At 72.3% G+C, this 20,501-nt stretch carries 15 protein-coding genes; 6 read left to right on the top strand and 9 right to left on the bottom strand.

Translation table 11 applies throughout. The features are described from left to right. Positions 1-7: 7 nt before the first annotated feature. The 3 genes from ACZ561_RS10790 to ACZ561_RS10780 form a co-directional block, all read right to left on the bottom strand. Positions 8-3,913: a Pls/PosA family non-ribosomal peptide synthetase gene (locus ACZ561_RS10790; RefSeq protein WP_470992217.1), complete on the bottom strand. Its 3,906-nt coding sequence runs from the start codon at positions 3,911-3,913 to the stop codon at positions 8-10. Positions 3,914-4,465: 552 nt separating this feature from the next. Beyond that, a complete protein-coding gene (locus tag ACZ561_RS10785) occupies positions 4,466-4,846 on the bottom strand; it encodes a hypothetical protein (RefSeq protein WP_470992214.1) in 381 nt (126 codons plus the stop codon). After that, the gene (locus ACZ561_RS10780) at positions 4,843-5,442 is read right to left on the bottom strand and encodes an RNA polymerase sigma factor (RefSeq protein WP_470992211.1); all 600 of its coding nucleotides are present in this window, start codon (positions 5,440-5,442) and stop codon (positions 4,843-4,845) included. Before ACZ561_RS10780 ends, ACZ561_RS10785 begins: the two co-directional genes overlap by 4 nt. 430 nt (positions 5,443-5,872) lie before the next feature. Between ACZ561_RS10780 and ACZ561_RS10775 the strand changes: the two genes are divergently transcribed. Next, entirely contained in the window at positions 5,873-6,676 is an 804-nt protein-coding gene (locus ACZ561_RS10775; RefSeq protein WP_470992209.1) for an endonuclease I family protein, read from the top strand. A gap of 92 nt (positions 6,677-6,768) precedes the next feature. On the opposite strand, the gene ACZ561_RS10770 is transcribed toward ACZ561_RS10775, so the two are convergent. The 3 genes from ACZ561_RS10770 to ACZ561_RS10760 all read right to left on the bottom strand — a co-directional run bounded on the left by ACZ561_RS10770 (position 6,769) and on the right by ACZ561_RS10760 (position 9,466). Beyond that, positions 6,769-7,176 (bottom strand): ATP-binding protein, encoded by a 408-nt coding sequence (locus ACZ561_RS10770; RefSeq protein WP_470992206.1) that lies wholly within the window; start codon positions 7,174-7,176, stop codon positions 6,769-6,771. A gap of 437 nt (positions 7,177-7,613) precedes the next feature. Further along, positions 7,614-8,270, bottom strand: coding sequence for a response regulator (locus tag ACZ561_RS10765; RefSeq protein WP_470992203.1), 657 nt, complete (start codon positions 8,268-8,270; stop codon positions 7,614-7,616). Then, positions 8,267-9,466, bottom strand: coding sequence for a sensor histidine kinase (locus ACZ561_RS10760; protein WP_470992201.1), 1,200 nt, complete (start codon positions 9,464-9,466; stop codon positions 8,267-8,269). Before ACZ561_RS10760 ends, ACZ561_RS10765 begins: the two co-directional genes overlap by 4 nt. 123 nt (positions 9,467-9,589) lie before the next feature. Between ACZ561_RS10760 and ACZ561_RS10755 the strand changes: the two genes are divergently transcribed. Next, positions 9,590-10,249 (top strand): response regulator, encoded by a 660-nt coding sequence (locus ACZ561_RS10755; protein ID WP_470992199.1) that lies wholly within the window; start codon positions 9,590-9,592, stop codon positions 10,247-10,249. Positions 10,250-10,442: 193 nt separating this feature from the next. On the opposite strand, the gene ACZ561_RS10750 is transcribed toward ACZ561_RS10755, so the two are convergent. Both ACZ561_RS10750 and ACZ561_RS10745 read right to left on the bottom strand, forming a co-directional pair. Then, positions 10,443-11,219, bottom strand: a complete 777-nt coding sequence (locus ACZ561_RS10750) for a heparin lyase I family protein (RefSeq protein ID WP_470992196.1) — start codon at positions 11,217-11,219, stop codon at positions 10,443-10,445. Between the two features lie 217 nt (positions 11,220-11,436). Continuing rightward, positions 11,437-13,896 carry a polysaccharide lyase 8 family protein gene (locus ACZ561_RS10745; RefSeq protein WP_470992193.1) on the bottom strand — a complete coding sequence of 820 codons (2,460 nt, stop codon included), beginning with the start codon at positions 13,894-13,896 and terminating at the stop codon, positions 11,437-11,439. 210 nt (positions 13,897-14,106) lie between these two features. Here ACZ561_RS10745 and ACZ561_RS10740 point away from each other — a divergent pair, with 210 nt between their 5' ends. Further along, positions 14,107-15,171 (top strand): LacI family DNA-binding transcriptional regulator, encoded by a 1,065-nt coding sequence (locus tag ACZ561_RS10740; RefSeq protein WP_470992191.1) that lies wholly within the window; start codon positions 14,107-14,109, stop codon positions 15,169-15,171. Positions 15,172-15,415: 244 nt separating this feature from the next. Here ACZ561_RS10740 and ACZ561_RS10735 read toward each other — a convergent pair whose 3' ends face one another. Further along, the gene (locus tag ACZ561_RS10735; protein ID WP_470992188.1) at positions 15,416-16,225 is read right to left on the bottom strand and encodes a dienelactone hydrolase family protein; all 810 of its coding nucleotides are present in this window, start codon (positions 16,223-16,225) and stop codon (positions 15,416-15,418) included. A 115-nt stretch (positions 16,226-16,340) separates the two neighbouring features. Here ACZ561_RS10735 and ACZ561_RS10730 point away from each other — a divergent pair, with 115 nt between their 5' ends. From ACZ561_RS10730 to ACZ561_RS10720, 3 genes are all read left to right on the top strand, one after another. Then, positions 16,341-17,435, top strand: coding sequence for a GlxA family transcriptional regulator (locus ACZ561_RS10730; protein ID WP_470992185.1), 1,095 nt, complete (start codon positions 16,341-16,343; stop codon positions 17,433-17,435). Positions 17,436-17,601: 166 nt separating this feature from the next. Further along, positions 17,602-18,987 (top strand): GH1 family beta-glucosidase, encoded by a 1,386-nt coding sequence (locus ACZ561_RS10725; protein WP_470992182.1) that lies wholly within the window; start codon positions 17,602-17,604, stop codon positions 18,985-18,987. Beyond that, positions 18,984-20,249: an MFS transporter gene (locus tag ACZ561_RS10720; protein WP_470992180.1), complete on the top strand. Its 1,266-nt coding sequence runs from the start codon at positions 18,984-18,986 to the stop codon at positions 20,247-20,249. Before ACZ561_RS10725 ends, ACZ561_RS10720 begins: the two co-directional genes overlap by 4 nt. The last annotated feature ends 252 nt before the right edge of the window (positions 20,250-20,501 follow it).

Here is a 20,501-nt window from a genome sequence, read left to right as displayed (position 1 = left end):
CGACCGTTCAGGCCCGCCACGCCTCGATCGGATTGCCCAGCCAGCGGGTGTCGTCGGGGACCGATTCCCCGGCCATCACGAGAGAGGCCGGACCCAGCGTGCTGCGGGCCCCGACCGTACTGCCGGGCAGGACGATTCCGCCCGGGCCCAGGGTGGCGCCCTCGCGGAGGACCACAGTATCCGTCCTCAAGATCCGGTCGTGGAAGAGGTGCGTCTGCAACACACAGCCACGGTTCACGCTGACCGCGTCGCCCAGCACGACCAGGTCCGTCTCGGGCAGCCAGTAGCTCTCGCACCACACGCCCCGGCCGATCCGTGCCCCGAGCCCGCGCAGCCACAGGGCGAGGAGCGGCGTCCCCGGCACCGACCCGATCAGCCACGGGACGGCGAGCACCTCGACGAAGGTGTCGGCCAGTTCGTTGCGCCACACGAAGCCGGACCAGAGCGGGTGCTCGCCCGTCCGGTGCCGGCCCACCAGCAGCCACTTGGCGGCCACCGAGACCAGGCACGCGGCCGCACCGGTGGCGAGGAGCACCGCCCCGGACAGCAGCGCGGTGCCCCAGATCCCCAGACCGTCCGTCGCGGCCAGGGCGCAGAGCGCCGCCACGGTCAGGACCGCCAGGGCGGCCGAGCAGAACACCGGAACGAGCCGGCACAGCTCCACCAGACCGCGCGCCCACAGCAGGTGCGCCGGCGGGTCGTACGTCCTGCTCCGGTCGGAATCGGCGGCGGACCGCGGCAGCTTGACCGGGGGCAGACCCAGGTACGAACTGCCCTTCTTGGCCTTCTTCGGCGTCGCGGACAACACCCCGACCAGGCCGTCGTCCGGCACCGTGCGGCCGGGCGCGGTCATGCCGGAGTTGCCGAGGAACGCCCGGCGACCGATCTCCGAGTGCCCGATCCGCACCCAGCCACCGCCCAGTTCGTAGGGCGCGGTCAGGGTGTCGTCGGCGAGGAACGCGCCCTCGCCGACGGTGGTCAGGCTCGGCAGCGCGAGCACCGTCGACACCTCCGCGCCCCGGCCGACCTTCATCCCGAGCAGCCGCAGCCAGACCGGGGTGATCAGCCCGGCGTAGAGGGGGAAGAGCGTCTCCCGCGCCCGGTCCATGAGCTGTGTGACCGTCCACGCCTGCCAGGCGACCCGGCTGTGCGTCGGGTGGCTTCCGGTACGCAGCCCGACGCTGAGCAGCCGTACCGAGGCCAGCACCAGCGTCGCGTACGCGAACCCGTAGGCGAGCGCCCCGGGCACCACGGCGAGCAGCGCTCCCGGCAAGGCCTCGGCGAGCCCGGCGCCGACGGGGACGAAGCGGCTCACGACCAACAGGGCCGGCAGGGCGGCGAGCACGGGCAGAGCCGAGAGGAAGAAGCCGGTCGCGCCGTATATGGCGCGCCAGCGGACCGTGCGTGCAGGCCGCTCCTTGGGCCAGTTCCGCTTGGCCTTGCCGAGCTTGCCCGCGGGCGCTCCGGCCCAGCGCTGTCCGGTCGGGATCTGTCCGGCCACGGCGGAGCCGGGAGCCACCTCGGCCCGCTTGCCGACCCGCGCTCCGGGGAACAGCAGGCTGCGGGTGCCGACCACCGCGCCGGCGCCGACCTTGACCGGGCCGATCTCCAGCCGGTCGCCGTCCAGCCAGTAGCCGGAGAGGTCCACCTCGGACTCCACGGCGCAGCCGCGCCCGAGCTTGAGCATGCCGGTGACAGGCGGCAGCGAGTGGAGGTCCACGTCGGGGCCGACTTTGGCGCCGAGAGCCCGTGCGTAGCGCTCCAGCCAGGAGCCGGTGAGCGAGGTCGCGCCGACGCACTCGGCGAGACGCTCGGCCGTCCACAGCCGCAGATGGACGCTGCCGCCGCGCGGATGGCGTCCCGCCTTCACCCCGCGCAGCAGCAGGCGTGCGCCGCCCGCCGCGATAGCGAGCCGGCCGGGCGGGCTGAAGAGCAGCGCCGCGCCGGCGGCGACGAGCCACCACGAGGCGGTCGGCGCCCACGGGTAGGGCCCGAACCGGTGCAGCACGTTGCCCAGGGCGAGGAGCGCCACCGCCCAGCGCAGCCCGACCACGGTGAAGAGCGGGAGCAGCAGAACGGTCTGTGCGAGCCCGGACCGGAACGGAACCGGTGCCACGGTGCGGACCGCACTGTCGTCCTGGACGGACTTCTCCAGGTGCCGGGCCAGCTTGCGCAGGGTCGGCTGCTGATAGATGTCGACGACGGCAGCGCTCGGATAGCGCGTGCGCAGCCGGGTGGTGAGCTGGGCGGCTGCGAGACTGCTGCCGCCGATCGCGAAGAAGTCGTCGGTGGCGCCGGTGACGGTCACTCCGAGGGCCTCGCTCCACTGTTCGGCGAGCCATGCCTCGGTGCCGTACAGCTGCTCCGCGGGACCGGTGCTCTCCAGCTCGGGCAGAGGCCAGGGCAGCGCGTCCCGGTCCACCTTGCCGGAGGTACGGGTCGGTAGTTCGTCGACCGGCGCGAGCAGCGGCACGAGGGCGGCGGGGAGTTCGGCGCGCAGCCGCTCGACCGCCGCCGCGTGGTCCCAGCCGTCCTGGGTGACGAGGTAGCCCACGAGCAGCTGGTTGCCGCTGCGCGCGGTGCGGACGGCGGCGGCCGCGCCGGCGACGCCGGGCAGGGCCTGCAGCGCGGCGTCCACCTCGCCCAGCTCGATGCGACGGCCGCCGAGCTTGATCTGCTCGTCGCCACGGCCGAGGAAGACCAGACCCTCCGGCTCGGCGCGGACGAGGTCGCCGCTGCGGTAGGCGCGCTCCCAGCCGAGGGATTCCAGCGGGGCGTACTTCTCGGCGTCCTTCTCGGGATCGAGGTAGCGGGCGAGTCCGACGCCGCCGATCACCAACTGGCCGCTGCCGCCCATCGGCACCGGCTCGCCGGACTCGTCGACCACGGCCAGTTCCCAGCCGTTCAGCGGGAGACCGATCCGGATGGGCTCCTCACCGGTCAGGAGGGAGGCGCAGGCGACGACGGTGGCTTCGGTGGGGCCGTACGTGTTCCAGACCTCGCGGCCCTCGGTGACCAGACGCTGTGTCAGCTCGGGCGGACAGGCCTCGCCGCCGAAGATCAGCAGCCGGACCTCGTCGAGTGCCTCCGGCTCCCAGAGCGCGGCGAGGGTCGGCACGGTGGAGACCACGGTGATCTCCTGCTCCACCAGCCAGGGGCCGAGGTCGGCGCCGCTGCGCACCTGGGACCGGGGGACGGGCACGAGGCAGGCGCCGTAGCGCCAGGCCAGCCACATCTCTTCGCAAGAGGCGTCGAACGCGACGGAGAGTCCTGCCATGACCCGGTCGCCGGGTCCGATCGGCTCCTCGACGAGGAAGAGTGCGGCCTCGGCGTCCACGAACGCGGCGGCGCTGCGGTGGCTGACGGCGACGCCCTTGGGCCGGCCCGTGGAGCCGGAGGTGAAAATGATCCACGCGTCGTGCTCGGGGCCGGGCCGGGTGGCCGGGGCGCGGTCCCACGTGAGCCCGGTGACGTCGACCCCGTGCGCGGCGCCGAGGACGGCGCGCACGCCGGCCTCGCCGAAGACCAACTCGGCCCGCTCGTCCGGATCCTCGGCATCGACCGGCACATAGGCGGCGCCCGCGGCGAGTACGGCGAGGATGGACACGTACAGCTCGTTGGTCCCGGAGGGCACGCGGACGCCGACCCGGTCGCCGAGCCCCACTCCGGCTGCCGCCAGGGCGCGCCGACGGCGCTCGACCTCCGCGGCCAGCGCTCGGTACGTCAGCCGGGTGGCACCGTCGTCCAGGGCGAGTTCGTCGGGGTGGGCCCGTACGGATGCCTCGAAGATGTCGACGAGGGTGCGCACCGGGGCCGCGGGACCGGCCGAGAACCGGGCGGACTTGCCGGACTCCTCCCAGGCGTCCCCGTCTTCGAGCAGAGTGATCTCACCGCGCTCAGGTGTGGCTGCCATCGGACCTCGCGTCTCGTTCCCGGCAACGTCCGGGTCGCCGGGGGAGCCCGGGTCTGCCCAGGTTGTTCCGTTCCGGCGCCAAACAGCCCGCCAGTCTAGTGCGTCGGCAAGGATTTCCCGGCCCATGTCTTGCGCGTGGCCGGGAAAGAGCGGTATTGGAGGCGGCGGCGCGGGGCCCCGCGCGGGAGCCGGTGGGGGCGGGAATCGCCGCCGCGCGCCGACCGGCCGCGGTCGGCTCACCGAGGCGGTTGGCGGCCTCGGCGGCGTTACCGCGCTGCGGCGTCGTCCACCTTCCTGGACGGCCTTCGGAAGCGGGCGGGTCGGCCCACCACGGCCCCGGGCCCGGTGTGTGTCAGCGCTGCGGGACGCCGGCGCCGCACGGGCGCGCCACCGTGCGCTCTGCCGAGTGCTCGTCCGTGCGGGGGCGTTGCGGGGTCGTCGCAGGGTCATCTCCCGGGGATCTCCGCGTGGCATGGCCCTGTGCCGACGCCATGGAGAGCTGACGGGTGGGCGCCCCGCGGGCCTTCGGCCCACGGGGCGCCGTGGGCCCGGTCACCGGGAAGCGGCCGGGACCTTGTCGTGGGGTGCCGGCTCGTCCATGGCCGTCACCTTGGTGAGGGTGCAGACGCCGTCCACACACTGGCGCTCCAGACGGCCGCGGGAGATGGTCTGCGCCAAGCCGACCATCCAGCAGGTGGGGCACCCGCGGAAGGCGATCAGGGCCAACGGGGCCGCCAGGAGGGCGGCCGGGCCGGCGGCGGGCACCAGCGCGATCGAGCCGATGATCAGCCCGAAGCCGATCGCGCCGCGCGCCAGGTGACGCGGGACGGACGTGCTGGCGAAGTTCCTCTCGGGCGCCTCGAATGCCTCGGACGCTTCGGACGGTGCGGTGACCGGCGCCTTCACTCCCTGCGCGGACTTCACGGTGTTCACGGTGGTGTGTCTCCTCCGGTTGGCCGGTCGGCGGCTCGACCGGGTGTGTGGTCGGTCGCGGCCAGTGCGTGACGCAGGGCCGCGCGTGCTCTGTGCAGCCGCGACTTCATCGCGGCGTTGCTCAGACCGAGCGCATGAGCGACGGTCCTGCCGGGCAGGCCCTGAACATCCCGCATGATCAGGACCTGCCGCTGGTCGAAGGGAAGGGAGCCGACCGCGGCCGCGATCCGCTCCGCCTCCAGCCTGCGCAGCACCGCGTCCTCGGCGGACGGCCCTGCGGACGCCTCCGGTTCGTCCGACGCCTCGTCGTTTCGTGAGGTGAGGAGCCGTACGTGACGGAGGCATTCGTTCCGCACGATCCGGAACATCCATGAGGCAAGCGCGCCGGTGGCTCGCAAGGTGCCGATCTTCCGATAGAGAATGATCAGCGCCTCCTGCGCCGCGTCCTCCGCGTCCTGCGGCGAGGCGCACAGCGATCTGGCGAACTTGCGCACATGGGGCTGCGATTCCATGACGACCGTGGTGAGCGATGCGACGTCACCGTTCTGAGCGGCCTTGATCAGCCGCTCGTCCGGCCAGCGGAAGCGTTGGTTCATGAGCTAGTCATATCGGAGGATGTCCCGGTCGCAGGCCTGGTCACCTCCGGCTCCGGTAGCGCCGCGTCAGGTGCCAGCTGCAAGCGCCCACGAGCAGGGCTCCGATCACTACGATGCCGGTGACCATCATGGGTATTTCCTCCCGGTTCTGCCGGCCCGTTCGGCCGGTTCGCAGATAGGAGGCGGGGAGGTCCGGAAAGGATTCGCCTCCGGTCGAAGTTTCTTCACCTCCGGAGGAGTTCACGGCCCCTCGGGCCACGGTTGCGCCGTATGCGAGAACGTCACGGAAAAGCCTTCTCCCAGTTACACGGCCGACCCCTCCGCCATGCCACGCTCCCGGTGGCCAGAAGTCAACACGCGTAGATCGCAGTGCCGTTGAGCCGCACCGCACGATCTGCGCGGCCGTCCCCAGGAAAGGACATCCCCCACCATGTCCGTTGCACAGATAGGCAGATGGAAGGTCCTGGCGTCCGCCGTGGGCGCCGTCATGCTCGGCCTCACCCTTCCGACGGTCGCCGCGACCCCCGCGAGCGCCACGACCACCGCGTACGACAGCACGTACTACAAGGACGCGATCGGCAAGACCGGAACGAGCCTGAAGTCCTCGCTGCACACGATCATCAGCAGCCAGAACAAGATCTCGTACGACGCGGTCTGGAACGCGCTGAAGGTCACCGACCAGGACCCGAGCAACAGCAGCAACGTGATCCTGCTGTACAGCGGCACCTCGCGCAGCAAGTCCCTCAACGGTGGCGACGTGGGCGACTGGAACCGTGAGCACGTGTGGGCCCAGTCCCACGGCAACTTCGGCACCTCGGCCGGCCCCGGCACCGACCTGCACCACCTGCGCCCCGCGGACGTGCAGGTCAACAGCATCCGTGGCAACAAGGACTTCGACAACGGCGGCAGCGCGGTGAGCGGCGCGCCCGGCAGCTACACGGACTCGAACTCCTTCGAGCCGCGCGACGCGGACAAGGGCGACGTGGCCCGCATGATCCTCTACATGGCCGTCCGCTACGAGGGTGACGACGCCTGGGCCGACCTGGAGCCCAACGAGTCGACCACCAACGGCAGTGTCCGCTTCCACGGCCGCCTCTCGGTCCTGAAGCAGTGGAACGAGCAGGACCCGCCGAGCGTCTTCGAGGAACGCCGCAACGACATCATCCACGGCACCTACCAGGGCAACCGCAACCCGTTCATCGACCACCCCGAGTGGGTGGAGGCGATCTGGTAGACGGACCCCGACGTACGCCGAGCTCCCGCCACGGGCGCGGAGCTCGGCCCCGGCCACCGCGACACCCTCACACCCGGACACGCGCCCCGGGGTCAGGCGGTGTGGACCTGGAACCAGACCCGCTTGCCCCGGTCGCCCACCGTGGCCACACCCCACGTCCCGGCCACCGCATCCAGCAGGTCCAGCCCACGACCCGTCTCCAGCTCCGTCTCGTCCGTGTCCGCCTCGTCCCGGCTCGACCGGGCCCCCGAGCCCATGCGGGGGTTCGTGTCGAAGACGGCCCCGGTGACCACACCGGCACCCCGGTCGTAGCCGACGGCGATCTCGATGGCCGGTCCGTCCGCGTGCCGGACCGCGTTCGAGACGACCTCGCTCAGGAGCAGGGCCGCCATGTCCACCTCGTCGTGGCCCTCGGGCGCGATCCGGCCAAGGACGTGGCGGGCGTCGGCCGCGGCGCGGGGGTGGCGGGGCAGGACGGCGATGCCGCTGTGTGCGTTCACGATGGACTCCCGGTCTCGGTGCGCCCTGACGGGCGGTACGGCCCCCTGGCGCCCCGCGCCCCTGTCGCTTCGCCTCCGGAGGCGGGACCCGAGGGTCCGAACCGTCCGGATGAACCAGCTCCTGGGGGGCGGCGCCGCCCTGCCGAGGAGGGAGAGGAGGAGGGCGGTGCCGCGCCACCACTCCATCGTCCCGTCCCGTCGGAGCCCGCCGGGGTGTCCATCGTCGGCGTCCGAGGTGACGAAAGTAGGGGGTCGGGGCGTCGCAGCGGGCTGACGTTCGCGTCATCGGTTCGCCCGCGTCCCACCCGCGTCATGCCATCATCTCGCCGCGATTTTCGATCACGGTGCCCGAGGAGGCCTCGCGCTGCTGCTGTGCGTGATGAACCACCTGGCCGCGCCGTTCGGTGCCGGACAGCCACGACACCGCCGCGGTCCGGTCAGTCGGTGTCCAGGCCCGCCCGGTAGGCCACACGGGCCGCCTGGACGCGGCTGTCCGCGCCCAGTTTGGCCAGGACGGCACTCACGTACCCCTTGACCGTCCCCTCCGTGGTGCCGAGTTCGGTCGCGATCCCGCTGTTGGTGAGCCCCCGGGAGAGCAGTCGGAGGACATCGCGCTCGCGCGCGGTGAGCGAGTCGAGCCGGCCCTGTTCCCCGGGACCGAGCGCGGGCGAGCTGTGGGAGAGGCCGTCCACCAGGCGCTTCGCGACCGGCGGGCCGAGGACCGCCCGGCCGCCGTGCACGTCGCGGATCGCGCGCAGCAGCTCGTCGGGTGGGGTGTCCTTGAGCAGGAACCCGGAGGCTCCGGCGCGCAGCGCCGTCCGTACCTGCTCGTCGTCGTGGAAGGTGGTGAGCATCAGCACCTTCGGCGGACTCGGCAGCGCCAGCAGCCGGGGGAGGGCGGCCAGACCGTCGGCCTTGGGCATCCGGATGTCGAGCAGCACCACGTCCGGCCCGGTCTCCTCGGTCCGCACGAGAGCTTCCTCCCCGTCCGCCGCCTCGCCGCACACCTCGATGTCACCGCTGGAGTCGATGATCCACAGCAGTCCGCGCCGGGTGATCTCGTTGTCGTCGGCGAGCAGGACACGGATGCTCATGATGCTCCTCGTGAGGATGCTCCCCGGCTGTGGGGGATGAAGGCCGAGAGCAGGAAGCCGCCGTCGCGCGGCCCAGCGGTCAGTGTCCCGCCGAGCAGGGCGACGCGCTCGGTCAGGCCCACGACTCCATGCCCGCCGCTGGGCAGATCGGGCGACTTGGGCCGCGTAGGGGCCGTGTTCGCGACAGCGAGGTGGACGCCGTCGGCCCGGCAGGCGACATCCACCCGCACGGTGGCCCCAGGAGCGTGTTTCGCGGCGTTGGTCAGCGCCTCCCGCACGATCCGGTGCAGGGCGCGCTGTACCGGGAGCGGCAGGATCTCCGGGTGACCGTTCACCCGCAGCTCCACCTCCTGTCCCCGGTCGCGGGCGTGCGCCACGAGGTCGGACAGGTGCTCCGTGTCCGGCCCGGACGGCACCGCGGCCCGTACGCCTGCCGCTGCCCCGGGCGGCTCTCCGGCCGTCACCCGCGAGGGGGCGAGCACACCGAGGATCTCGCGGAGTTCCTCCAGCGCCTCCCGGCCGTCGGACCGGATCAGTTCCGCCGTGCGGGCCGCCTCCGGCACCCCTGCGGCCGGACCCGACTCCAGGGCACCGGCGGCCAGCACCATGTTGCTCACCCGGTGGCCGACCACATCGTGCATCTCGCGGGCGATCGTGGCCCTCTCCTCGGCCCGCGCCCGCTCGTCCCGCAGCCGGTTCTCACGCTCCAGCACCGCCACCCGGGCCTGCACGGCCGCCGTCAGATCGCGCCGTACACCGACCGCGTACCCGACGGCCAGCGGTCCGACGATCGCGGCAAGCGAGTACGCGGCGCCCCGGATCCCGGCGTCCGGCAGCCCTCCGCGCAGCCCGGCCAGACCGGCGACGAACCCGGCGACGCCGTAGAGGAAGAGCACCTTCAGACGCCGGTCCAGGCTGCCGACCGTGTACATCGCGGCGGCCAGCGCCACCGGGGTGAAGGACACGACGTGCATGACCGTCACGAACCCGGCCACCAGATGGGGCCATCGCCTGCGCCACCACAGGCTGAGGCCGACGGCCGCCGAACAGGCCGCGATCACCGGTGTCGGCAGACCGGTCAGCAGACCGCTGGACGGCTTCACCCAGGAGTCGGCGATGCCGAGCGCGACGACCGCCGCGGTGACCAGGGCGTCGACGCGCCGTGGAGGCCAGCGGGAGAGCGGCGTAGCGGCCATGGCGCCACGGTAGTCAGCGAGGGTGACTCGGGCACGGCGAGCGGTCACGCGCCTCACCCGTCCGGTCCGTCCCGTCGCCCGCGTCCGCGATCCGGGCGAGCATGGGGCCATGAGGCTCAGCTCATGATCACGGTCCTCGTCGCGGACGACGACCCGGCCGTACGCGACGGGCTGCGGGGGATCATCGAATCCGCGCCCGACCTGCGCGTGATCGCGGAGGCGTGGGACGGGCACAGCGCGGTCGACCAGGCACGCCGCCTGCTGCCCGACATCGTGGCGATGGACGTGCAGATGCCCGGCATGGACGGGATCACCGCGACCCGACGGCTGAGAGAACTGCCGTCGCCGCCCGCCGTCCTGATCCTCACCACGTTCGGCCAGGACGAGTACGTCGAGCAGGCACTCGCGGCCGGAGCCGTCGGCTTCCTCGTCAAGGACACCCCACCGTCGGATCTGCTCGGAGCCCTGCGCAGCGTCGCCGAGGGCCATGCGGCGTTCGGCTCCACGGTGACCGGCCATGTCATCGACCTCACCACCCGCGACGGGGGCCGGACGACCGCCGAGGACGACCCACGTGTCGCCTCGCTGACCGGCCGCCAGGTCGATGTGCTGCGGCTGCTCGGGCGGGGGCTGTCCAACGCGGACATCGGGGCCGAACTGGGCATGACCGAAGGCACGGTCAAGGCGCACGTCACCCAGCTCCTCGCCCGTCTCGGCGTGTCCAACCGGGTGGAGGCCGCCCGGATCGCGTACCGCTCGGGCCTGTCCACCGACGACGCGTAGCGCCGGCTTCCGCCTGTCGGAAGTCGGGGGTCGGACCCCGCTTTCGACAGGCGGGGCTCCGCCGTCCGCGGGTGACGATGGAACGGAGGCCGCGCGGAGTGCGTCCCCCCGCCCCTCCGCGCGGCCTCTCGGGCCCGGTCGGCGAGGCCTGTGGGGACTCCTGGACGTCCCACAGCCTGCGTCCGTACCTGCTTCAGTCGACGTCGGCCCGCGTCGTGCCCATCTTCAGGCCGTCGACCCAGTGGACCGACTCGACGTCGACGATGGTGGAGCCGTAGGAGCCCCAGCGGGGGACGTTGCCCTTGAGATCCCACGTCCGCGCGTTCTGGCGGTCGACGACCAGTTGGCCGTTGACGTACAGGGCGAAGGAACCGCCCGTGGATGTCCGGGCGTCGATACCCAACTCGATCTTGTTCCAGGTGGCCGGGGCCCAGGCGACGCTGCCGACGGAGATCCACTGCTCGCCCGGGGCGACGTACCAGATCTTCAGACGGCTGTCCTCGACCTTCATGATCACCGGGTAGTTCTGGTCGTGTTCGTCGCCGGTTCCCCATGACTTCCACTGGAAGACGGTCTGGGCGTTGCCGGTCTTGGTCATGGACTCCCAGCCGAACCAGTACGTCCTGCCGGAGGTGAGGGTGCGGCCGGCGATGCCGTGTCCCTCGCACCGCTCGGAACCCGCCGCCTTCGTGAATCCGAAGATCCTCCCTCGACCGTCGCCCCAGTCCGGCTGGTAGACGTACGACGGGGAGTCGCACAGGACCGAGGCGAACACGGCGGTGCCTCCGTTGTCCGCGTCGCCGTCCCACTCGACCGCGGCATGCGCGGGCGTCGCCAGTACGAGCGAGAGCGCCGCGGCCAGCGCGGTGGGGGCCGCCAGGCGCCCGCGTCGGCGGGACGGCGCCTGAGGATGGGCGGGGGACCGGTTGCCGTCCGAGAGGGAGATGCTGCGAGCGTTGTCGTGACGCATGGATTCCTCCGGTGGGGGAGAGAGGGACTTCCAGGAGAGGCGCGCACCCGGGCAGTGGGGGAGGGGGCGACCTCGGGAGATCGACGTGGGGACGACGACACCGGCAGGGGGAACCGCCTCGTCCGTCGGCGACGGCACCGCCGGCCACCGTCCCGGAGGCGCCTGCCCCTGCCTCGTCCTTGCGCAGGGCCAGGGACAGGCACCTCCGGCCTGGGTGTCAGCCGAGGCGGACGGTGATCTTCTGGGGTGCGCCGGCCTGGCCGGTGAGGTCGCCGAACGTGAGCTTCAGCGACGAGCCGGGCGTGGCGGCGGTGACCGTGGCGGGCTTCGAGAGCACCTTGCTCACCCTGCGGTTCCAGAGGACGTCCAGGGAGGTGGCCTGGCGCGCGGGGTCCGAGACGACGACGGTCGCCGTGCCGTTGCGATGCTCCCGTACGAGGACGGAGGCGGGGGCGCTCGCCCGGAGCCTGTCGACGGTGCCCGCGCTCCAGAAGTTCACCGCGGTGAGGCCCAGCTTCTGGATGCGTACGCCCTGCTGGTCGGCGGAGTTGGCGAGGATACGCAACCACCCGCGGTCGCAGGCGCGATGGGCGGTGGTCCTGGCGCTCGCTCCGGGCAGCAGGACGTAGGCGTAGTCGCCGTCGGACGGATCGATGCCGTGGTCGGTGAAGAGGGTCAGATAGCGGCGGGTGATCGGGTCGGGTGAGCCGCCGGTGTTGATGTCCCTCCAGGAGCCGGTGCGCTCCTCGCGAACCGCGCCGAGCTTGGCGCCGCCGGGGAAGACGTAACCCGCCTGTCCGGCGATGTGGGCCCACTCGGCGTTGTCGAAGGTGGCTGTCCAGCCCTGCTCCACGGGCTGCGCCGTGCCGTCGACGGTGAGGACCGGCGCGCCGGTGGCGCCGAGGGCTCGGTTGTCGACGGTCGTCTCGACGGCGTGTCCGTCGGTGGAGGTGATGCCGGCGCCGAGGCAGACGATGGAGTCGTCGAGGCAGAACCAGGACTTCTTGGCAGCCATGGTGCTGGAGATGCCCTTGAGGTGCTGGCCGATGGCGGCGTACTCGCCGTCGGTGGTGCCGCCGACCCAGGCGGCGTCCGGCATGGGCTGTCCCCAGTTGCCGCCCTCGCCGTCGGCGAGAGGCTTGCGCGATGCGGTGATGCCGGGCAGGCGGTACGGGTCGACGGTGGGCCAGTAGGCGTCCGAGTACTGCTCCAGACCGAAGTCGCTGCCCCACCAGGAGAGCCACCCGGCGCCGGTGTGATAGCCGCGGGCGTGCTCGCCGTTGCCGAACTCGTAGTGGGCGATGCGGTTCGAGGCCATGGAGACTGAGGCCGCCCAGTCGCGTCGGCGGTGGGTGGCGCGTGCCATGTTGTGGAACAGCCGGTGCTCGACGGGCTCGGGGGCGGCCTTGACGGAGGTGTCGTCCTGCAGCGCCTGCAGGAGCGAGGCCCTGATGAGGCTCAGGCCGGGGTTCTTCAGCGCGGGGTAGTGGTAGTCGCGCTGCAGCCAGCCCTTGACCATCGCGCGCCAGCGGGCGTTCTCCTCGGGGCTCGCCCCCTGGCCGACCAGCAGGATGGTCGCCATCAGACCGTGGGCCCGCTGGTGCTCGTTGGTGCCGATGCGGCTGATGCCACGGCTGCTGACGTTGTCCATCATCAGGCCGTTGTAGATGAACGGTGCGACCGCCTTCTCGATCGTGTCGAGGAAGAGCTGGGTGCCGGCGTCCTTCACCTCCCAGCTCGAGCCGCGCAGCAGGGCGAGCAGCCGGCCCACTCCGTCGTGCAGGACCGCGCCGTAGCCGCCGACGTAGGGGACGTTGCGGTGCTGGACGAACGAGCCGTCGTCGTAGAAACCGTCACCCGAGGTGACGTAGGGGAACACCGGGGCCAGTGCCTGGGACGCCAGCGCGATCTTGCCCGTGTCCTTGCCGACGATCCCGCGCAGGATGACCCCGCGACACAGGTCGACCCGATTGGCTCCGGTGCTGGTGCCCGTGTACGAGGCGAAGACCGAATCCGGTACGAACGCGTCCACGGCCCGGCAGTAGTCGGCGATCTGCGTCGCCGACAGGTGGTCGTACATCAGCACGCAGGTGTCCATCAGCGCCTGAGGGGCGCCGATCTGCCAGTTGTACCAGTTGCCGTACCGCGTCGTGTTCTCGTTGTAGATCTCGGAGTGGAGGTGGTCGAGGCCGGTGAGGACGGCGTCGCGGAGCCCGGCGTCCCCGGTCAGTCCCGTGCCGGGCTGGGAGTACGCCTCGGCCATGGTGCGCAGCCGGTTGTAACTGTCGTTCATGGTCGCCGAGAAGGCGTAGGACTCGGCGTCGAGGTCGGGCTCCGGGTCGGTCCAGGTGCGGCCGGGCCAGAGCGAGCCGCTTGCCGGAGCCATGGTCGCCGCGTATCCGGAAGCTGTCGTGCCGAGGTTGGTGAGGATGGTCCGGAAGGGCTCCGCCGTCGGACTGAAGCCCGAACCGAGGATGAGGTTCCGCCACTTGGCGCGCAGCGCGTCGAACTCCGCGTCGGACGCGGTGGCGAACGTTCCGGACGTGTCGAACGCGCCCCCGGACCCCAGGACTTCCGAGGCGTTGGACGGGTGCGCGAGCGCTCCTGTGAGTCCGAGGGCGAGCGCGCCCCCACCGGCGGCATGGAGGAATGTGCGGCGACGCCAGGGAGATGGCATGGGAGACGACCTTTACGGGAGGAGCGCGTCGTTGCCTCGGCGCTGTCGCTGGCTCGTAAGCGTGGGGTTTCTAACACGCAGAAAAGCAAGAGAGCAACGGTTTGGACAGGAACAGTCGCAGTCTGTCCGTTCGATAAGAAACAGACAGATTCGATCGCGAGGTGGCTACACTGCTTCTGAACTGGGATGGCGCATGAGGGGAGCGGGGAAGTGCACGCGGAACACAGGCACCAGGCGATCCTGCGCAGACTGCGGGAAGAGGGCTCCCTGCGGGTCAGCGACTTCGCCGCCGAGCTGGGCGTCTCCCCGGTCACGATCCGCCGGGACGTGGAGGTCCTCGCCGACCGTGGTCTGGTCGCCCGGGTGCACGGCGGGGCCATGCTCCCCGAGACCTGGGCGGAGACCGCGCCCGCCGACGCGGATCCGGCCGCACCTGCCCGCGGCCGGGAGCGCGTCATCGGCCTGATCGTGCCGTCCGCCGACTACTACTACCCCGAGGTGATCAAGGGCGCGCGCGAGGCCGCCGCCGCCCGGAACGCCCGGCTGGTGCTGGACATCTCGGGATACGACGCGGACGAGGAGCGCACGCAGGTCGAAAGGATGATCGGCGACGGCATCGACGGACTGCTGGTGGTCCCGACCGGGCCCCGCGGTTGGTACGAGCAACTGCCCGTCCCTGTCGTGATCGTGGAGCGCCGGCCCGAGGCGGACGAGATGGCCGGGATCGACCATGTCGTGTCCGATCATGTCCATGGGGCGAGGCTGGCCGTGCGGCATCTCGCGGAGGCGGGTCGCACCCGCCTCGCGCTGCTCGTACGCGGCACGAGTCCGACCGCGCAGTGGATCATCGAGGGCTTCGAGGCCGGCGTCCGCGCGGCCGGGCTCGAAGCCCCCCTTGCGGCGTCCGTCCTGGTCACCGCCGATGCCGGCCCCGGGAGTCCGGAGTACGACGGCCCGGTCGAGGAGCTGCTCGACGCCGCGGCGGCCGGACGCGTCGACGCCGTCATCGCCCATCCCGACAACGAGGCGCTCGCGCTGCTGAGGAGGTTGCGCGCGCGGTCCGTCCAGGTCCCCGGCGACGTCGCGATCGTGGCGTACGACGACGAGGTGGCGGGGCTCGCCGACATCCCACTGAGCGCCATCGCCCCGGCGAAGCACGAAGTCGGCGCGTCCGCCGTGGAGTTGCTGGTGCGCAGACTCGAGCAGCCCGACGCTCCCCGGCACCGGCTGTTCGTCCTTCCGCGGCTGTGGGCGCGCTCGTCCAGCGGAGGCTGAGTCGGCCGCGTCCCGTCCCACCACGCGGTGGGACCGCGGGGGGACGCTCTCACGGTCCGGACCCGCGTCGGCGGGACGGCGGCCGTCGGGGTCGTACACCGCCGACGGCGGTCATCGGTTCCACGGAGTCACGACCGGGAACTCCGGACCGGGGGTTTCGAGGATCGCGAGCAGTCGGCGATTCGCGGGGGCCAGGCCTTCGGGCCGTCGTCGGGCACGGCGAGGCTGTCGATGATCCGGCGCGTCACTTTCCCGGCGGGTGCAGGCGGTCGGTCAGGAAGGCGAGGATTTCGTCGCGGGCCCGGACCGTGGGGTGGCCCGCCTCGTCGACGAGATGGGCGGTGACGACGCTGTGCGGAGTGCCGACCAGGTCGGCGAAGAAGGGCGGCGGCGCCGGGTTGGCGGCGCTGTCCGGGAGGACGCGCCCGTCGAAGGCGTCGCCGAGGAGCTCGCGGTAGGCGGCGAAGCGCTGCCCCGTGCACCAGCGGTCGCCCTCGAAGCGGTAGGCGAGGACGGTGAGTCCGTCGCGGGTGAGCCGGTCACGCACCGCGCGCCCGTCCGCCGCGTCGAGTTCGAGTCCGCCGGGGTCGTCGAGCGGTAGCGACGGGTGGTTGACCACCGGGGCGATCACCGCCGGCTCCAGGGCCATGGCGAGGGCGAAGTTGCCGGTGAAGCACAGGCCGATCGCGCCCACCCCGGGGCCGCCGCAAGCGGCGTGGGCCTGGCGCGCGAGGCCGCGCAGCCACACCGTCACCGGGCTGGTGCCGCCGCCCGCGAAGGCACGGAACTCCGCGCTGACGCACGCGCGGCGGACGACCTCCCGGCCGCCCTCGACCGTGGGGAAGGCTCCGTCCGTCCCGAACAAGGAGGGCACGTGGACGGTGAAGCCCGCGTCCCGCACCCAGCGGGCGAGCCGCAGGACGTCGGGGCTGACGCCCGGCATCTCGGGCAGCACGACGACCGCGGGCCCGGTACCGGCCACGTACACCGTCTTCTCCACCTCCTCCACGGCCACGCTACGGCGAGTGAAGTCGGTGATCGGATCATCTGTCATGGGGACAGCGTGGCCCGGCGCCCGGCGTCCGTTGAGGGGCCGGATCGCCAAGCCCAGGGGTAATCTCGCCATCCGACGACAAGCGGTACGGGCGGGCGACGGGGGTACGGGGACGATGGCGGAGGCGACGCGGCGGGCGGACGGGCGTGGAGGCCCGGGCGCCGGGCCGGGTGCGCTCCGGATCGGCGTCCTCGCCTACCCGGGCTGCTTCGCCTCCGAAGTCTTCGGGGTCCCCGACCTGTTGACGATGGCCGTACACGTCGCCGGACCGGACGCGCCCGGCTACCAGGTGTCGATCGTCTCGCCCCGCCGCCGGGTCACCGCCTCGGGCGGCGCGAGCCTGGACGTGCGTCCGATGCGTGAGGTCGACGTCCTCGTCGTCCCCGGCTTCGAACTGGACCCGGCCACAGACCTCGACGCCTGCCTCGCCGGACTGGCCCCCGAGATCGCGGCGATCCGCGCGCAGGCCGCCGCAGGCACCGCGGTCGTCTCCCTCTGCGTCGGCGCGTTCCTGCTCGCCGAGGCCGGCCTGCTCGACGAGCGCCGGGCCACCACGTCCTGGCTGCACGCCGACGAACTGGCCGGGCGCTGCCCGGGTGCCGACGTCCGGCCCGAGCAACTGGTCGTCACGGACACGGGCGTGACGACCACGGCCGCCTTCAGCGCCATGTACGACTTCGCGCTGGACCTGATCCGCCGGCACAGCGGCGCCCGGGTGGCCCGGACCACCGCGCGGGTGGCACTCGTCGACGACGCACGGACCTCCCAGGCCCCGTACGTCGACCCGCGTCTCCTGCCGCAGCCCGGCAGCGAGTTCTCCCGGCGGGTCATGCGACGGCTCGACCAGAACCTCGCCGCGCGGTACGACCTCGCCGCGCTCGCGGACGCCTTCCGGGTCAGTACCCGCACGCTGCTGCGCCGCTTCGCCGAGGAGACCGGACGCAGCCCGCTGGCCCATCTGCAGGCCTCCCGGATCCGCCGCGCCCGCCACCTGCTGGAGACGACCGACCGCACCGTCGCCGCCGTCGCCTCGGCCGTCGGCTACCAGGACCCCGGCACCTTCGCCGCCCTCTTCGCCCGCCACACCGGCCAACGCCCGAGCGCCTACCGCGCCGCGTTCCGCCGCACGGACCGGACGCTCGCCACTGCCGGGGGCACAGGAGTGACCAGCATGCTCGGGGCCGACCGAGGCGCTCAGCCACACGCGTGAGACCGAGTGCCTCAGGCGGCCCGCCGGCGTCGTACCCGGCCCGGGTGAGCGCTGCAGGGGCGTGCCGTGGAAAGCTGAGAATTGTTCACTTTCCATTGACAGGGCGGATCCTGGGGCCCGAAAGTGCCGTGAGTCATCCGCACCCCGTCGATCGGAGCGAGTCCCCATGGCAGCGCCCGTACCCGAGTTCCCGGCCGGCTTCCTCTGGGGAGTCTCCGCCTCCGCGTTCCAGATCGAAGGCTCACTCACGGCCGACGGCCGTGGACCCTCCTGCTGGGACGCCTTCACCGGAGAGCAGGGACGCGTCAAGGACGGCTCGCACGCGGACGTGGCCACCGACCACTACCGGCGCTACCGCGAGGACGTGGCGCTGATGGCCCAACTCGGCGTCGGTGCCTACCGGTTCTCGGTCTCCTGGTCCCGAGTCCTGCCCGACGGCCACGGCCGGGTCAATGACAAGGGGCTGGACTTCTACGACCGGCTCGTCGACGAGCTGTGCGCCGCGGGGATCGCTCCGGTGCCCACACTCTTCCACTGGGACACCCCGCTCGCCCTGGAGAAGCACGGCGGCTGGCTCGACCGGGACACCGCCGAGCGGTTCGCGGCGTACGCCTCCGTGGTCGCGGAGCGCCTCGCCGACCGCGTGCCGATGTGGATCACCATCAACGAGCCCGCCGAGGTCACCCTGCTCGGATACGGCCTCGGCGAGCACGCCCCTGGCCGGCGTCTCGTGTTCGACGCCCTGCCCGCGGCCCACCACCAACTCCTGGCCCACGGTTTGGGCGTACAGGCCCTGCGTGCCGCGGGCGCCCGCCAGATCGGCATCGCCGCTTCCCACAGTCCCGTGTGGACCGCGGGCGACAGCGACGACGACCGGGCGGCCGCCGGGTTGTACGACACCCTCACGAACCGCCTCTTCGCCGACCCCATCCTGACCGGCGCCTACCCGGACGAGGGCCTGGCCTCGCTCCTCCCCGGCCCGGTCGCGGAGGACCTCAGGACGATCTCGGCCCCCCTGGACTGGTACGGCATCAACTACTACAACCCGATGCTCGTCGGCGCCCCGCAGCCGGCCGCCGGCACCGCCTCCGCCGATTCCTCCTTCGGCGGCATCGAGATTCCCTCGGACCTCCCCTTCGCCATCCGGCAGATCGAAGGGCGTGAACTCACCGACTTCGGCTGGCCGGTGGTGCCGGACGGACTGCGCGAACTGCTCGCCACCATGCGCGAGCGCTACGGCGATCGGCTGCCGCCCCTGTACATCACCGAGAACGGCTGCTCGTACGGTGACGGGCCGGACCCCGAAACGGGCCGGATCGACGACGCGCGCCGGGTCGCGTACCACGACGGACACGTGCGCGCGCTGCACGACGCGATGGTGGAAGGCGCCGATGTCCGCGGATACTTCATCTGGTCGATCCTCGACAACTTCGAGTGGGCGGAGGGGTATCAGCAGCGGTTCGGGCTCGTCCACGTCGACTACGAGACGCTGGCGCGGACGCCCAAGGAGTCGTACGCCTGGTACCGCGACCTGATCAAGAGCGGCAGATGACCGCCGAGGGGACGGCGGCGGAGGGAACCGCCGCCGAGCCGGCCGCCGAGACCGGTACCCCGGTCGGCAGGCGGTGGGTGAGCGCGCTGTCCCTCGCCAACCTCGGGGTCTGGGTCGGCTGGTTCGGCCCTCTGCAACTGCTCCTGGCACGCCAGGCCGAGCACCTCACCCCCGACCACAAGGCGTCCACCCTCGCCCTGGTGACGGGAGTGGGAGCAACCGTCTCGATGGTCGCCAACCCCGTCTTCGGCGCGCTCTCCGACCGGACGACGGCGTCCGTGGGCAGGCGAATCCCCTGGGTGGTCGGCGGAGTGGCGGGCGGGGCGGCCGGGCTGCTCGTCCTCGCCGGGGCGCAGAGCGTCGCGACCGTGATCGCGGGCTGGTGCCTGGTCCAGCTCGCCCTCAACGCGGCCTTCGCCGCTCTCACCGCGGCCGTCCCCGACCAGGTGCCGCAGCGGCAGCGCGGTCTGGTCGGCGGCTGGCTCGGTGTCTCCCAGGTCGGCGGCATCCTGGCGGGCACGGCGCTGGCCACGGTCGCGGGCGGGGTGGTCGCCGGCTATCTGGCCTGCGCGGCCTTCTCGGTGCTCGCGGCCGTCCCGTACGTGCTGATGCGGCGCGACACCCCGCTCTCCCTCGCCGCCCGGCCCCCCTTCCGGTGGCGGACGTTCCTCGGCGGTTTCTGGATCGACCCGCGCCGCCATCCCGACTTCGGGTGGGCCTGGCTCACCCGGTTCCTGATGAACCTGTCCTACTCCATCAGCACGATGTACCTGCTCTACTACCTGACCGACGCCGTGCACTACGAGGGCGACGCCGACAACGGCGTACTGATCCTCACGGCGCTCAACGCGTTGACCCTGCTCTCCACGGTGGTGATCAGCGGCATCCGGTCGGACCGCAGTGGCCGGCGGAAGTCCTACGTGATCTGGTCGGGTCTCGTCATCTCCGCGGCCACCCTGCTGCTCGCCGTCTGGCAGACCTGGACGGGCGCGGTCGTCGCCTCCCTCGTTCTCGGCCTCGGCTACGGGGTGTACACGGCCGTGGACTTCGCCCTGCTCACGGACGTGCTGCCGACGGCGGAGGACCGGGGCAAGGACCTGGGCGTCATCAACATCGCCAACGCGCTGCCCCAGGTGCTGGCCCCCGTGGTCGCGGCCCCGGTCGTCACCCACTTCGGCGGGTACACGGCCCTGTACGCACTCGCGGGCGCCCTGGCTCTCGCGGGCTCGGTCCTGGTGCGTCGCATCCGCTCGGTCCCCTGAGCTTGGCCGAGCGGCGGGGCGCGCTGGGAACTCCTTCTGCGCGGCTGGTCGGGAGTGGGATGCCGGGAGGAACGGGGATGGCCACGCACCTGCGCCGAAGCGGTGCAGGCGCGTGGCCGAGAGGTGCCCGACGGCTTACGCCCGCCCGGCGGGAACGTGCCCGACGGCTTACGCCCGCCCGGCGGGAACGTGCCCGACGGCTTACGCCCGCCCGGCGGGAACGTGCCCGACGGCTTACGCCCGCCCGGCGGG

Source organism: Streptomyces sp. NPDC039609 (assembly GCF_055596705.1).
The sequence above is the reverse complement of the archived record's forward strand: the minus strand, read 5'-3'. Positions and strand labels throughout refer to the sequence as shown.